Source organism: Ruegeria sp. CH5 (assembly GCF_056537025.1).
On record NZ_JBQFQT010000002.1, the window covers coordinates 237,737 to 251,985 of the forward strand.

The 14,249-nt window shown below is 62.0% G+C and carries 12 protein-coding genes; 8 read left to right on the forward strand and 4 right to left on the reverse strand.

All coding sequences use genetic code 11. The features are described from left to right. Nucleotides 1–80: 80 nt before the first annotated feature. From ACR0JC_RS08520 to ACR0JC_RS08535, 4 genes are all read left to right on the forward strand, one after another. Nucleotides 81–1,496 (forward strand): aminotransferase class V-fold PLP-dependent enzyme, encoded by a 1,416-nt coding sequence (locus tag ACR0JC_RS08520; RefSeq protein ID WP_170340507.1) that lies wholly within the window; start codon nucleotides 81–83, stop codon nucleotides 1,494–1,496. A 64-nt stretch (nucleotides 1,497–1,560) separates the two neighbouring features. Continuing rightward, entirely contained in the window at nucleotides 1,561–2,646 is a 1,086-nt protein-coding gene (gene hisC, locus ACR0JC_RS08525; RefSeq protein WP_170340510.1) for a histidinol-phosphate transaminase, read from the forward strand. Continuing rightward, nucleotides 2,643–3,563, forward strand: coding sequence for a prephenate/arogenate dehydrogenase family protein (locus tag ACR0JC_RS08530; RefSeq protein WP_170340512.1), 921 nt, complete (start codon nucleotides 2,643–2,645; stop codon nucleotides 3,561–3,563). The genes hisC and ACR0JC_RS08530 overlap by 4 nt, the downstream gene beginning before the upstream one ends. After that, nucleotides 3,560–4,417: an extensin-like domain-containing protein gene (locus ACR0JC_RS08535; RefSeq protein ID WP_170340514.1), complete on the forward strand. Its 858-nt coding sequence runs from the start codon at nucleotides 3,560–3,562 to the stop codon at nucleotides 4,415–4,417. Before ACR0JC_RS08530 ends, ACR0JC_RS08535 begins: the two co-directional genes overlap by 4 nt. Here the strand turns inward: ACR0JC_RS08535 and ACR0JC_RS08540 are convergent. After that, on the reverse strand, nucleotides 4,414–5,397 hold the full coding sequence (locus tag ACR0JC_RS08540; protein WP_367647292.1) for a DUF2125 domain-containing protein: 984 nt from the start codon (nucleotides 5,395–5,397) through the stop codon (nucleotides 4,414–4,416). The two genes, ACR0JC_RS08535 and ACR0JC_RS08540, sit on opposite strands and share 4 nt — an antisense overlap. An 85-nt stretch (nucleotides 5,398–5,482) precedes the next feature. On the opposite strand from ACR0JC_RS08540, the gene ACR0JC_RS08545 reads away from it, so the two are divergent. The 3 genes from ACR0JC_RS08545 (at nucleotide 5,483) to ACR0JC_RS08555 (ending at nucleotide 9,006) form a co-directional block, all read left to right on the forward strand. After that, complete coding sequence (locus tag ACR0JC_RS08545; RefSeq protein ID WP_170340516.1) at nucleotides 5,483–6,013, forward strand: gamma-glutamylcyclotransferase; 531 nt, start codon at nucleotides 5,483–5,485, stop codon at nucleotides 6,011–6,013. A gap of 68 nt (nucleotides 6,014–6,081) precedes the next feature. Then, on the forward strand, nucleotides 6,082–7,260 hold the full coding sequence (locus ACR0JC_RS08550) for a biopolymer transporter ExbB (protein ID WP_170340518.1): 1,179 nt from the start codon (nucleotides 6,082–6,084) through the stop codon (nucleotides 7,258–7,260). Nucleotides 7,261–7,263: 3 nt separating this feature from the next. Next, nucleotides 7,264–9,006 carry a peptidoglycan -binding protein gene (locus ACR0JC_RS08555; protein ID WP_170340520.1) on the forward strand — a complete coding sequence of 581 codons (1,743 nt, stop codon included), beginning with the start codon at nucleotides 7,264–7,266 and terminating at the stop codon, nucleotides 9,004–9,006. A 7-nt stretch (nucleotides 9,007–9,013) separates the two neighbouring features. Here ACR0JC_RS08555 and ACR0JC_RS08560 read toward each other — a convergent pair whose 3' ends face one another. The 3 genes from ACR0JC_RS08560 to gloB all read right to left on the reverse strand — a co-directional run bounded on the left by ACR0JC_RS08560 (nucleotide 9,014) and on the right by gloB (nucleotide 13,339). Continuing rightward, the gene (locus ACR0JC_RS08560; protein ID WP_170340522.1) at nucleotides 9,014–9,904 is read right to left on the reverse strand and encodes a YHYH protein; all 891 of its coding nucleotides are present in this window, start codon (nucleotides 9,902–9,904) and stop codon (nucleotides 9,014–9,016) included. Between the two features lie 168 nt (nucleotides 9,905–10,072). Beyond that, nucleotides 10,073–12,397 carry an ATP-dependent Clp protease ATP-binding subunit ClpA gene (gene clpA / locus ACR0JC_RS08565; protein ID WP_170340524.1) on the reverse strand — a complete coding sequence of 775 codons (2,325 nt, stop codon included), beginning with the start codon at nucleotides 12,395–12,397 and terminating at the stop codon, nucleotides 10,073–10,075. A gap of 174 nt (nucleotides 12,398–12,571) precedes the next feature. Further along, nucleotides 12,572–13,339: a hydroxyacylglutathione hydrolase gene (gloB, locus tag ACR0JC_RS08570; protein ID WP_170340527.1), complete on the reverse strand. Its 768-nt coding sequence runs from the start codon at nucleotides 13,337–13,339 to the stop codon at nucleotides 12,572–12,574. A 61-nt stretch (nucleotides 13,340–13,400) separates the two neighbouring features. Here gloB and ACR0JC_RS08575 point away from each other — a divergent pair, with 61 nt between their 5' ends. Continuing rightward, nucleotides 13,401–14,135 carry a class I SAM-dependent methyltransferase gene (locus ACR0JC_RS08575; RefSeq protein WP_170339950.1) on the forward strand — a complete coding sequence of 245 codons (735 nt, stop codon included), beginning with the start codon at nucleotides 13,401–13,403 and terminating at the stop codon, nucleotides 14,133–14,135. The last annotated feature ends 114 nt before the right edge of the window (nucleotides 14,136–14,249 follow it).

The window sequence follows — 14,249 nt, forward strand, 5'->3', positions numbered from 1 at the left end:
ATTAATAATTCAAGCAAAGATAGGTGAAGTTTACTCAGCTGAAGTAGATCATATTGGAAGTGCAATATGGAGCCAATGACATGACCCTGTCCCATTTTCGTGCAGAAATCCAAGCCGCCACTCACAATTCGACCCTGCGCGACGGGCTGATCGGAGAGAACGTTCTGATCCCGGGTCTGCATGGGGACGTGCCGCTTGTGTACGCGGACTACGTTGCCTCGGGCCGCGCCTTGCGGCAGGTCGAGGATTTTGTGGCCCAGCATGTGTTGCCTTTCTATGCGAACAGCCACACCGAGGCCTCCCATTGCGGTTCCTACATGACGCGACTGCGTCGCGAGGCGCGCGCGGAAATAGCCCGCATCGTTGGCGCGAGGGGAGATGACGCGGTGATCTTCACCGGGTCCGGTGCCACTGCGGGGCTCAACCGGCTGGTCAGTTTGATGGGAGTGCAAGAGGCTGACCAGCCGGTTGTCTTGATTGGTCCGTACGAGCACCATTCGAACATCCTGCCCTGGCGCGAGAGCAAGGCGCAGGTCATCGAGATCCCCGAAAGCCTCGAGGGTGGGCCGGACATTGCGGTGCTGGAACAGACGCTGATCGAGCATTCGGATTCGGATCTTGTGATCGGGTCATTCTCGGCCGCGTCGAATGTCACGGGTGTCATCACCGACCCTGACCCGGTGACGCGGCTGCTGAAACGGTACGGTGCGCGCGCGGTCTGGGATTACGCCGGGGGCGGGCCCTACCTGCCGATGGACATGGGGCCGGACGATGCGCGCAAGGATGCCATCGTCGTGTCTCCGCACAAGTTTCCGGGCGGGCCGGGGGCTTCGGGTGTTCTGATCGTGAACCAGGGTGCCGTGCGCCGTACCTGTCCCAGCTGGCCGGGTGGGGGCACGGTCAGCTTCGTTTCGCCCTGGCGCCACGACTACAGCACCGATCTGGCCACCCGCGAAGAGGCCGGAACCCCGAACGTGATCGGCGACATCCGCGCGGCCCTGGCCTTCATCGTCAAGGATGCCGTGGGTACCGACGAGATCGCCCGGCGCGAGGCGCTGTACAACCGCATGGCGTTGGATGGGTGGCGTGACAACCCGAACCTGACCCTGCTGGGCGTGGACCACCCGCACCGCCTGCCGATCTTTTCCTTCCTAGTGCGCGACACCACCGGGCAACCGGTGCACCAACAGCTGTTCACCCGGATGCTCAGCGACATCTACGGCATTCAGGCGCGCGGCGGGTGTGCCTGCGCCGGCCCCTATGCGCATCGGCTGCTGGGCATCGACAAGGCGGGCTCTGAAGCGCTGCACGCGGCGTTGTCGGCCGGGGAAGAGATGAAGAAACCTGGTTGGGTGCGGCTGAACTTCTCGTACATGATGACCGAGGACACGGTTCAGTTCATCATCGACAGCGTCAATGACCTGTCGCGCCGTACGCAGGAATACGCCCCGTTCTACGCCGCCGATCCGGCAACTGCCCGCTTCAAGGCGGCGTGACGGAATTGCCGCTTTTCCCAAGGCCTTGAGACCTGTATGAGGGGCGCAACCAACGGAGCCCCTCATGAACAAGATCACCCCGCAACCCGGCATCATGGATATCGCGCTGTATCAGGGCGGCCAGTCGCATGTCGAGGGCGTGGAAAACGTCATCAAGCTGAGTTCCAACGAAAACCCTTTTGGCCCCAGCCCCAAGGCGATCGAAGCCGTGCGCGACAGTGCCACGATGCTGCATCGCTATCCGGTGACCGATCATTACAACCTGCGCGCCGCGATCGGCGAGCGACACGGGCTGGACCCCGACCGGATCATCTGTGGGGTGGGCAGCGACGAAGTGCTGCAATTCGTGGCCCAGGCCTATGCCGGGCCGGGGGACGAGGTGATCCATACCGAGCATGGATTCTCGATGTATCCGATCATCGCCCGCATGGCCGGCGCGACCCCGGTCGAGGTGCCCGAGCGTGACCGCAAGGTCGATGTCGATGCGATCCTGGCTGCGATGACCGACCGCACCCGGATCGTGTTCGTGACCAACCCGGGCAATCCGACCTCGACCATGATCTCGGACGCCGAGCTGACGCGCCTGGCCGAGGGCCTGCCGCAGACCTGCCTGATGGTTTTGGACGGCGCCTATGCGGAATTCGTGCCGGGCTTTGACGGCGGCGCCGGTCTGGTGGACCGGTTCGACAACGTGATCATGACCCGGACCTTCTCGAAGATTTACGGGCTGGGCGGGATGCGGGTCGGCTGGGGCTATGCGCATCGCGAAATCATCGACGTGCTGAACCGCGTGCGCCAGCCCTTCAACCTGTCGCTGACGGCCATCGCCGCGGCTGAGGCCGCCGTGGCCGATGAGGAGTATGTCGAATTCTGCCGGGCCGAAAACGCCCGTTTGCGCGAATGGCTGTTGGCCGAGCTGGCCAAAATCGGCGTTCCGTCCGATCCGTCCTGCACCAATTTCGTCCTCGCGCGGTTTGCGGATCAGGCCGAGGCCGAGGCCTGCGACGCCTATCTGCAATCGAAAGGTTTGATCGTGCGTCGTGTTGCGGGCTACAAGCTGCCCAACGCACTGCGGATCACCGTGGGCGACGAAAAGGCCTGTCGCCGCGTGGTTGCGGCCATCACCGCGTTCAAAGGGGGCGCCGCATGAGCCAGATCTATGACCGCGTGGCGCTGATCGGGTTGGGTCTGATCGCCTCGTCGATGTACTGGGCGATCAAGCGCGCCGGCTTGGCGGGCGAGGTGACCGGCTATGCCCGGTCCGAGGCCACTCGGGACACAGCGCGGCGCATCGGTCTGTGCGACCGGGTCTGCGACACCGCGCAAGAGGCCGTCGAGGGTGCCGATCTGGTCGTGCTCTGCGTGCCGGTGGGCGCAATGGGCGCCGTCGCCAAGGACATCGCGCCGGTGCTCAAGCCCGGCGCGACCGTGTCGGATGTCGGTTCGGTCAAGCGGCACGTCATTGAAGAGGTTGGCCCGCATATTCCTGAAGGCGTGCATTTCGTGCCTGCCCACCCGCTGGCCGGGACCGAGCATTCCGGCCCCGAATCCGGCTTTGCCGAGCTGTTCGACAACCGCTGGTGCCTGCTGGTTCCGGTCGAAGGCTCTGACCCCGAGGCCATCGCCCGCCTGCGCGCCTTGTGGGAAGGGATGGGATCCAATGTCGACGAGATGGATGCCGATCACCACGATCTGGTTCTGGCCGTCACCAGCCACGCGCCGCACCTGATCGCCTATACGATGGTGGGCGTGGCCGACGACCTGCGGCGCGTCACCGACTCCGAGGTCATCAAGTACTCGGCCGCCGGTTTCCGCGATTTCACCCGGATCGCGGCCTCGGACCCGACCATGTGGCGCGACGTGTTCCTGACCAACAAGGATGCGACGCTGGAAATCCTCGGCCGTTTCACCGAAGAGCTGTTTGCCCTTCAGCGCGCGATCCGCAGGGGTGACGGCGAACAGTTGTTCGACTATTTCACCCGTACCCGCGCGATCCGACGCGGGATCATCGACGCGGGGCAGGATACAGATGCTCCTGATTTCGGGCGCGTAAAGGCCAAGTCATGAAACTGATCAAAGGCAAAGCCCTGTCGATGATTGCGGTGATTTGGGCCGGCGCAGCTGCTGCATCGGCCCCCGACACATCACTGGTTCCGGTTGCGCGGCCATCCCCGGCGGCAGAGCTGGTGCAGGCCGCTTTTGTCCCGGCAAGTCCGGAGACGCCGATCGCTGTGCCAGCGAAGATGCGACCCGCTGTGCGGCCCCTATCCCCTCAGGTGCTGGCCGTGGCGGCACGCCCGGCCGACCTTCCGCTGCTTGGACCGGATACGTCACTCAAGCCCTATCTGCGGCCCGAGGCGTTGGAACAGCAAGTCCTGTTCAAAAAGCGAAAACTGCGCAAAGGATCGGTGTGCGGTGACATCGCCATTCAGGGCAAGGCCGTGGGCTCGGTTCCCGGCAAGATCAAAGCCTGCGGGATCAAGGATGCCGTCCAGATCACATCGGTGTCAGGCGTGGTTCTCAGCCGCCCATCGACGATGGATTGCGGCACGGCGATCGCATTGAACAAATGGGTCGACAAGACCGTCAAACCGACGTTCAAACGGCGCGGCCCGGTGGTCGAACTGCAGGTTGCCGCACATTACGCTTGCCGTACCCGGAACAACCGGAAAGGTGCAAGGATCTCGGAGCATGGCAAGGGTCGGGCCATTGATATCTCGGGGTTCAAAATGGCCGATGGCGAGGTGGTGACCGTTCTGGACGGTTGGCGCAAGAACCCCTCGAAGAAGCAGCTGACCAAGATCTGGCGCGGGGCGTGCGGGCCCTTCGGCACGGTGCTGGGCCCGAATTCAGACCGCTATCATCAGAACCATTTCCACCTTGATACCGCCCGTTACCGCAGCGGACCCTACTGCCGCTAACGCAGGATCAGACGCGGGGCCGGCCCCAACGGCAACGGTCCCAAAGCCACGAATCCGTCGCGGAAATTCAGCTGCAGGTCCAGCGCGTTGGGGTTGCCCCCCAGGCCGGCCAGCAGGTTCAACGCCCGCGTGACCGGATCAACGGCCTGATCGGGCAGGGCACCCGCAGCGTTGGCCATGGCAATCATGTCACGCCAGTTCTCGGCTTTGACCGCAATCTCTCCGACCGGAATGCCCTGTTCATCAACCTCCAGTTCGCCGGTTGCAAACAGACGCAATTCGCCCCATTGCACCTCGGCCAGATGCAGGTCGATCAACCGAGGTTGAGGGCGACGTTCTTCCAGCGCGGAGCGGTCCCAGGTTTTGTCGAAGGTGACATTCATGTCCAGTTCAAGCGTCTCGAAGGCTTGGGGCAACGAAGCAGCCGTTCGCATCAGCGCGCGCAGGTCTTCACCGGGCGTGAAGGCATCCGAACTGACCCCGATCGCATAGCTCTCGGGCTGGGTGCCTTGTTCCATGACCAGGGCAAGTGACTGACCGGCAGCCATGTCGGTTCCGTCCTGGGTCACCGACCAGTTGCCCGATGTCAGAGCCATCTTCTCCAACTCCAACGCGACGCCCGGACGCAGATTCAGTTCTGCCTGAAGGCTGTCGGCCAGGATGATTGCGGTCTGGTCGAAATAGGACAGCCGCTGCGGCGTATCCGCAAAGCGCAAGATCTGTCGTCCGGGCCAGATCGCGGGGCTTTCGAATTCGATCCAATCCGCGCTCCAGGCTGTGCCGTTCACCGGATCGGCCAGCGCGACACTGTTCAAGCGGGTCACGTGGTGCAGCGGAAATCCGGCGATTTCCACGTCGGAATAGTCGGCCTGCCATCCAAGATCCTGCTGATGCGCGAACCAACCGGTGATGGCGCTGCGCAGCCCATACCCGGCTATGGCCCAATACCCTCCCCAGAGGATGGCCAGAAATATGAACACTCGTACCAATCGGCGCATCGCAAATGGCCCTTTTTCCTGCCTTGGAATTGATGTTTATAGGCCTAAACGGGCAAGGACCAGAACTATGACGATGTGGGTATTCGGATACGGGTCGCTGTTGTGGAATCCGGGCTTTCCGGTGGCCCGGCGCGAGCAGGCGACACTTCACGGCTATGCGCGGTCATTTTGCATGCGGTCGATCCATCACCGCGGAACCGAGGAAAACCCCGGACTTGTCCTGGCCTTGGACGAACACCCGGATGCCCATTGCAAGGGCTTGGCGCTGGCGGTCGAACCGGGCCATGAGGAACGCACCCTCGAGGAATTGCGCGAGCGCGAATTGATCTCGTCAGCCTATGTGGAGAAGATGCTGGATGTGCATCTGGACAACGGCCAGACGGTGACGGCAGTGACCTATGTGATCGATCCCGACCACGTGCAGTATTGCGGGGGCCTGCCGCTGGAGGAGCAGGCGCAAATCATCGCGCGGGCCGTGGGCGGCCGCGGCCCCAACCCCGAGTATCTTTACAATACCGCTGAACACCTGTCCGAGATCGGGTTGCACGACCCGGATCTTGAGTGGTTGGCGCAACGGGTGCGCAGCCTGACCGCATAAACCCTTGGCCTTGCCACCAGATTTTCGATAGATTCGCCTCAGAGCAGGCAAAACCGGGAAAGACGCGCATGGCGCATGTACAGCAGGGCGCGAGACCGCATTTCTCGCAACCGATCCGTCAAATCGTGATGATGCTGATCGCCATCGGGCTGTCGGGTCTGGGCGTGTTCATGGCTCTGCCCTACGTCCTGCCGGTTTTTTATGCCAACCCCTATCTGAACGGATTCATCCTGCTGGTCTTCGTCATCGGCGTGGTGGCCTGTTTCTATCAGGTGACCCAGTTGATCGGCTCGGTTCGCTGGATCGAAGCGTTCGTGGGCGGCGTCGTGCGCGAAGACGCTCGTACACCGCAGCTGTTGGCCCCTCTGGCGTCGCTGCTTCGCGCACGCGGCGCGAAATCGCAGATCAGCTCGACATCGACCCGGTCGATCCTGGATTCGGTCGCGGAACGGGTCGAGGAAGAGCGGGAATTCACCCGCTACATCACCAACGTACTGATCTATCTGGGTCTTCTGGGTACGTTCTTCGGCTTGGCAACAACGGTTCCTGCAATTGTCGACACCATTCGCAGCCTGAACCCGCAAGAGGGCGAAGAAGGCCTGGCCGTATTCAATCGTCTGATGAGTGGCCTCGAATCCCAGCTGCAAGGCATGGGCGTGGCGTTCGGGTCCTCCCTGTTGGGGCTTGCCGGATCGCTGATCGTGGGTTTGCTCGAACTATTCGCCGGCCACGGGCAGAACCGGTTCTACCGTGAGCTTGAGGAATGGCTGTCGTCGATCACGCGCGTCGGATTTGCCGCCGGAGATGAAGGCGGTGCGGAACTTGCGGTGCTGACCCCGGTCCTTGATTCCATGTCCGAGCAGATGGACGCGCTGCAGGACCTGTTCGCGGCCCAGGAGGCGGATCGCGCCGAGGTATCGGCCAAGCTGGGTGCATTGGTCGATGTCATCGCGGACATGAACCAACGACAGGCGGAAACCGAAGGGGTCACCGCCGCGCTCGAGCGGATCGCGTTGGGGCAGGACGCGCTGCTGGATCACATGCGTGAACATGGTGCGGGCGAGGGGATCGACGCCGAAAGCCGGATGCGTCTGCGGTCGATGGACGTGCAGCTTCTGCGCATTCTCGAAGAAATCTCGGCCGGGCGCCAGGACAGCATGAACGAACTGCGCAAGGATTTCGAACTGCTGGTCAAGGCGCTGACGCTTCCGCGCGGCGCGGCGCGCCACACACCGGGCGGAGAATAACACATGGCCCTGTCTCGTCGAACCGGTCAGCGTTTCCAGGGCTCGGTCTGGCCCGGCTTCGTTGATGCGATCACGGGGCTGCTGATGGTCATGACCTTTGTGCTGACCATTTTCATGGTCGTGCAGTTCGTGCTGCGTGAAACCATCTCCGGACAGGAAGACGAGCTGACGGCCCTGTCGGACGAAGTGGCCGCCCTTGCGGATGCCTTGGGCCTGGAAGAGCGCGAGAACAGCCGCCTGCAGGCACGGCTGGGGGCGCTGAACACGACGCTGTCGCAGGCCGAAGAGGATCTGAGCCAGGCGCAGGCCTTGATCTCGTCACTCACCTCGGAGCGTGACCAGCGCGCGGCCGAGTTGGAAGAGGCGCAGACTCGTATCACAGGGTTCGAAGCGCAAGTTGCCGCGCTTTTGGCTGATCAGGCGCGCGCGCAGGGCGATATTGCCGAATTGGAATCCCAACGCGAGCAACTGCTGTCCCAGCAGGAGGCATTGAACCTTGCCTTGGCCCAAAGCCGTGCGGAGGTGGATGCCCAGGCGGAGGCAGCACGGCTGGCGGCTGCACGCCGCGAAGCGCTGGAGGCCTTGGTGGCCGACCTTGAGCAAGCGGACAGCGCGCGCGCGGCCCAGATCGCGGAACTGCAAAGCCAACTGTCTGAAGAGGAAGCCGCCCGCGTCGCCGAAGCTGCTGCCGCTGAGGCACTGCGCAACAGACTGCAGAATGCGGATGCCGAATTGACGGCCATGACCCTGGCACTGGAAGAGCAGCGCAAGAAAGCCGAGGAAACGCTGACATTGTTGGCCGCCGCTCAGACGGCCAAGGCCGAGCTTGAGCGGCAATTCGGTGAGTTAAATGACGAGGAGCTCAAGGCTCAGCTTGAAGCAGCCCTTGCGGCGCGAACCGAAGCCGAGGCCGAGGCCGAAAGCCAGCGGACGCTGGCCGAGCAGCGTGACGCCTTGCTTGCCGTTGCCCGGGAAACGATCGCCACCGAAAAGGCTCTTTCCGCCAAGGCGCAACGCCAGACGGCCCTGTTGAACCAGCAGATCGCCGCATTGCGCGGCCAATTGGGGTCTTTGCAGGCGCTGCTGGATGACTACAAAGACAGGAATGCCGAGGCCGAGGTGCAAATTCAGACCCTTGGTCAGGACCTGAACGCGGCCCTTGCCCGGGCCGCTTCCGAAGAACGGCGCCGCCGCTTGTTGGAAGAGGCCGAACGCGTCCGCCTGGAGGCTGAGGCCGAGAAACTGGCCGGTCAGAATCAGGAACTTACGGCGCAGGCCGAAGACCTGCAGAGGTACCGCTCCGAGTTCTTTGGTCGCCTGCGCGACTTGTTGGGCAACCAGGAAGGCGTTCGGATCGAGGGCGACCGCTTCGTATTCTCGTCCGAGGTGCTGTTCCCCCCCGGTTCGGCGGTTCTGTCCGAGGATGGCCGGCGCGAGGTCGCGAAAGTGGCGGGCATTCTGCGCGGGATTGCTGCGGACATTCCGCCCGAATTGAATTGGGTCATCCGGGTCGACGGTCACACGGACAATATCCCGCTGAACGGAACAGGACGGTATCGCGACAACTGGGAGCTCAGCCAAGGGCGGGCGCTGTCGGTCGTGCGCTACATGGTCGAACAGTTGGGCATACCGCCGGAACGCCTGTCAGCAAACGGATTTGGAGAGTTTCAACCTGTCGATACGGCGGACACTCCGGAAGCGCGGGCAAAGAACCGTCGCATCGAATTGAAGCTGACCGAACGCTAAGCCAGTGTCAACGCGGCCCGAAGCGGAAGCTGGGATCGGGTGTGCCCGCAAAACAGCGTGGAACAACCGGGTAGTCATCGGTCAGAAAATACGCGTAAGTGCCCGAAGGAAACTCGGCCGAGACGGTCATGGCGCCATTGCATTCATCGAGCGTTCCAAGTCCTGCTACGAACTCGAAGTCTTCGTTGAAAGTTCCATCATGTCGTCCGTCAGGAGCGGCGCCGCCCGGGCGCTGTCCGGCCTTCAGCCGGTAGGAAGAGGTCATTTGCGTGACCTTGCCGCCCACCAAACCGGTTCGGGCGTAAATCGGAAACCCGTCCGCCGCATAGCCGATCAACGGAGAGTGTTCTTTCGGTGACCAGCCCAGCATTTCGATCAGGCCGGTCGGAACCCCGTGGTAGTGATATTTTCCGTTTGGTTGGACATGTGCGAAATTGGCATCGAGTCCAAGGGCGATCGCGCCGCCCAAGGCATTGTAGGACCAGCCCGACCGGGGATCGCCGTGCCAGAATTCAGCGGCCAATGGGTCAAAGACGACCCCAGTCAGGGACACGCCAAAATTCCACCCCATGCGCAGAGGCGTCGGGGTTGCATTCGCCCTCGGAACGGCCGGCACGTTCAACTTGACCGACTGCTCGGCGATTTGATGGGGGTTGCCTTTGTTCGGAAAGCGACCGACCAGATGATTGGGGATGCCATTGCCGGTAATCGACAAGGCGCGGCCTTGTTCGGTGATCTCTGACCTGTTGACGCCTGGGTCGACGGTCGCCGGTTCCAGGTTCAACGGTTCCGCACGGGTTTCGTCATGAAAGCGAAACCGATGCTGGGCAGAGGCGATTACGCCGACGACCGAGGCCGCGAAGGCGATGCTCCAAATGACGGCGATTTTTCTGGACACTGCGCTGCTCCACTCCAAAGGCTTTGGACTGAAACGTGGCGCGCAGCGGTCTCCGTCGCTGAGAACTTTCTTTTTGGCGAATACTGGCGGGAGAGGGGGGCGGAACTCACGAAATCGCCCGGCAGAACTGACTGCCGGGCGATGAGATTTGTTTGATTGGACCTAGGTCTAGTCCGCGGTCAGCAGCGGCGGCTTGTCGCCCGAGATCCGCGGATTGTCGGGCCCGATAATCTCGAGATCCAGATCGCCTTTCTTGACCGAGACCCGCACAACACCGCCCTTGGCCAGCTTTCCGAACAGCAGTTCTTCCGCCAACGGTTTCTTGATGTGCTCCTGGATGACCCGGCCCAGAGGCCGTGCGCCCATCTTGTCGTCATAGCCCTTGTCAGCCAGCCATTCGGCAGCTTTCGGGGTCAGGTCGATGGTCACACCACGATCCAGCAATTGCGCCTCGAGTTGAAGGACGAATTTCTCGACCACCTGCAGGATGACCTCTTTGGGCAGCGGCGCGAACGAGATTACCGCGTCCAGACGGTTGCGGAATTCAGGGGTGAACATCCGTTCGATCGCGGCGGTATCTTCACCCTCACGCCGGTCGCGGGCAAAGCCGATTGCGGCCTTGGCCTGTTCCTGCGCGCCCGCGTTCGAGGTCATGATCAACACCACATTGCGGAAGTTCACCGTCCGGCCGTTGTGATCGGTCAGCTCGCCGTGGTCCATCACCTGCAGCAGGATGTTGAACACGTCCGGGTGCGCCTTCTCGATCTCGTCCAGCAGCAGCACGCAATGCGGGTGCTGGTCAACGCCGTCAGTCAGCAGTCCGCCCTGATCGAAGCCGACATAGCCCGGAGGCGCACCGATCAGTCGGCTGACCGCGTGTTTCTCCATGTATTCCGACATGTCGAAGCGCAGCAATTCCACTCCGAGTGTATCGGCCAGTTGCTTGGCGACCTCGGTTTTGCCGACACCGGTCGGGCCGGCGAACAGGTAGTTTCCGATCGGTTTTTCCGGCTCGCGCAGACCGGCCCGTGCCAGCTTGATTGCGCTGGACAGAGCCTCGATTGCCTGGTCCTGCCCGAACACCACCCGTTTCAACGAGTTCTCAAGGTCCTTCAGAACCTCGGCATCGTCCTTGGTGACATTCTTCGGCGGAATGCGCGCGATCTTGGCCACCACGGCCTCGATCTCCTTGACGCCGATGGTCTTGCGCCGCTTGCTTTCGGCCACAAGATGCTGGGCCGCACCGGCCTCGTCGATCACGTCGATCGCCTTATCAGGCAGTTTGCGGTCGTTGATGTAACGCGCAGACAGCTCGACCGCAGTCTTGATCGCGTCGGCGGTGTATTTGATGTCGTGATGCTCTTCGAAATAGGGTTTGAGACCGCGCAGGATCTTCACGCTGTCCTCGACCGACGGCTCGTTCACGTCGATCTTCTGGAACCGACGCGACAGCGCGCGGTCCTTCTCGAAGTGCTGGCGGAACTCCTTGTAGGTGGTCGAGCCCATGGTGCGCAGCTTGCCGCCCTGCAACGCGGGTTTCAGCAGGTTCGAGGCATCCATGGCGCCGCCCGAAGTGGCACCCGCACCGATCACGGTGTGAATCTCGTCGATGAACAGCACGGCGTCGGGGTGATCCTCAAGCTCGGTCACCACGGCCTTGAGCCGCTCTTCGAAATCGCCGCGATAGCGCGTGCCGGCCAGCAATGCGCCCATGTCCAGCGAATAGATGGTCGTGTTCGACAGAACCTCGGGCGCGTCGCCCTGAACGATCTTGTAGGCCAGTCCTTCGGCAATCGCCGTCTTGCCCACGCCCGGATCACCCACCAGCAGCGGGTTGTTCTTGCGGCGGCGGCACAGAACCTGGATGCACCGCTCGACCTCGTCGGCGCGACCGATCAGAGGGTCTACATCGCCGGCGCGGGACTTGGCGTTCAGGTCCACGCAATACTTGCCCAACGCGCTTTCCTTCTGGTCGGCGTCACCGGAGGCGTTCTGCGCTTCCTCTTCACCCTGATCAGCGCCGGTCACCGGACGGTTTTCACCAAATGCCGGGTCTTTGGCGACGCCGTGGGCGATGAAATTCACCGCGTCATAACGCGTCATGTCCTGCTCTTGCAGGAAGTATGCCGCGTTGCTTTCCCGTTCGGCAAAGATGGCCACCAGAACATTCGCCCCGGTCACCTCGGTCCGGCCCGAGCTTTGTACATGGATCGCGGCGCGCTGGATAACACGCTGGAACGCGGCTGTCGGTACGGCTTCGGACCCGTCGATGTCTGTCACCAGATTGGACAGATCCTCGTCGATGAACTCGACCAGAGAGCTGCGCAATTCGTCCAGATCCACGCTGCACGCCTTCATGACGCGCACCGCATCGGGTTCTTCCAGCAGCGCCAGCAGCAGATGCTCCAGCGTTGCGAATTCGTGACGCCGTTCGTTTGCAGCCGCCAGGGCCGCGTGAATGGCTTGTTCCAGTGTGCTCGAGAATGAAGGCACGCGGGTGCTCCTCTGTATTGGGCCGGAAGGGGTTCGAGTATTGGCCGGATCCCCATCCCAACCATGACCTCATACTTTTAGAGTTTGGTTGATCATGGCGCGGCTTCAAGGGTTTTCTTTCACTTGACAGTCACATTTAATGTGACCGTGGCCGTGAAGAAGACCAATTAGGCATTAGAACCGGTCTTTTCTACCCCGGATCTCGGCAAAAACGGCGACCGGGTCAGCCCCCACCATTCCAAGCTGCGCCTGAATCTTGGGATCAGTGGCGCGCAGGAACGGATTGGTCGCCTTTTCCTCGCCCAGATTTGACGGCACGGTCGCGCGGCCCTCTGCCCGTGCCTGATCGATCTCATGCACTCGTTGCAGCAGCGCTGTGTTGTCAGGATCAATGGTCACCGCAAACCGGGCGTTTGACTGGGTATATTCGTGACCCGAGCAGACCGACGTCTCGTCGGGCAAAGCAGCGAGTTTCGAAAGCGAGGTCCACATTTGTGCCGCGTCTCCTTCGAACAAGCGGCCGCACCCCAGCGCCATCAGGCTGTCGGCCGTGAACACCACCGCGCTTTGGGGCAAATAATAGGCCACATGTCCCACCGTGTGCCCCGAGACATCCAGAACCTCGACAGGTTCGCCCCCAATCTCGAACTGGTCTCCGTCAGCCACCTGTTTGTCGAGGGGAGGAAGTCGGTGAGCGTCGGCCACCGCACCAATCACCTGTGCTGGGTGCTGCTCGAGGATGCCCGGCAAGCCGTCGACGTGATCCCAGTGGTGATGGGTCAGAAGGACATGGCTCAGGCGCCAGCCGCGTGCGGTCAATTCGGCCAGAATGGGTCCGGCCTCCGGAGCGTCGACCAGGGCTGTCTGTCTGCTTGCATGGTCATGGGCCAGAAAAGCATAGTTGTCGCTGAGACAGGGAATGGTGACGATCTCAAGAGGCATGGCCTTTTGCCCTTTCGTTGCTAGACTGCGCTCAGCTAAGCCGATCGACCGGGTATCTGCAATGCATCTTGATGTGCAGGATCTTAGGAACTTCTACTACCGCAGTACGCTGGGGCGTGCAGCGCAGGCTGCCATTCGTGGCCGGCTGATCGAGCTTTGGCCCGAGGCCAAGGGCCAGACGGTGGCCGGATTCGGATTTGCGGTGCCTCTGTTGCGCCCCTATCTTGCGGACGCGCGGCGTGTCATCGGCCTGATGCCCGGACCGCAAGGGGTGATGCCCTGGCCCGCTGGTATGCAGAACGTGTCGGTGCTGACCGAGGAAACCCGGTGGCCGATCGAAACCGGTCATGTGGACAAGCTTGTGGTCATGCACGGGCTCGAGACCTCGGAACGACCCAGTCAATTACTTGAAGAGTGCTGGCGTGTTCTTGGGCCCGGCGGTCGGGCGGTGTTTGTCGTTCCCAATCGGGCCGGGCTTTGGTCCCGAACCGACCGAACGCCCTTTGGCTACGGACATCCGTATTCGGCAACGCAATTGGAGAACCAGCTGCGCGCACATCATTTCGTACCCGAGATGCACTGTTCCGCGCTTTACCTGCCGCCTTCCTTCCGGCGGTTCTGGCTGCGCTCGGGTGGGTTGATCGAAAAGACAGGGCAGCGGATCCCGACCATCATGGCCGGTGGTGTTCTGATGGTCGAAGCCAGCAAGCTTGTCCGGCCACCAAGCGGCAGCGTGACCAAGGATGCCGAAAAACGCCCCATCAAAGCGCTGGACGGATTGTTGAAGCCGGCGTGAACCGGCGCGCATCCACGAGCGCGGGATCCCCGGAAACATGAGGGAAAAAGGCCACAGGAATCGCAAAAACAGGCAACTTGGTAACATTTTTCACGCCGGCGAATGGGTTCAAAC

Coding starts and splice junctions, on each gene's coding strand:
- ACR0JC_RS08520 (WP_170340507.1), top strand. CDS start 81: ATGACCCTGTCCCATTTTCGTGCAGAAATCCAAGCCGCCACTCACAAT.
- hisC (WP_170340510.1), top strand. CDS start 1,561: ATGAACAAGATCACCCCGCAACCCGGCATCATGGATATCGCGCTGTAT.
- ACR0JC_RS08530 (WP_170340512.1), top strand. CDS start 2,643: ATGAGCCAGATCTATGACCGCGTGGCGCTGATCGGGTTGGGTCTGATC.
- ACR0JC_RS08535 (WP_170340514.1), top strand. CDS start 3,560: ATGAAACTGATCAAAGGCAAAGCCCTGTCGATGATTGCGGTGATTTGG.
- ACR0JC_RS08545 (WP_170340516.1), top strand. CDS start 5,483: ATGACGATGTGGGTATTCGGATACGGGTCGCTGTTGTGGAATCCGGGC.
- ACR0JC_RS08550 (WP_170340518.1), top strand. CDS start 6,082: ATGGCGCATGTACAGCAGGGCGCGAGACCGCATTTCTCGCAACCGATC.
- ACR0JC_RS08555 (WP_170340520.1), top strand. CDS start 7,264: ATGGCCCTGTCTCGTCGAACCGGTCAGCGTTTCCAGGGCTCGGTCTGG.
- gloB (WP_170340527.1), bottom strand. CDS start 13,339: ATGCCTCTTGAGATCGTCACCATTCCCTGTCTCAGCGACAACTATGCT.
- ACR0JC_RS08575 (WP_170339950.1), top strand. CDS start 13,401: ATGCATCTTGATGTGCAGGATCTTAGGAACTTCTACTACCGCAGTACG.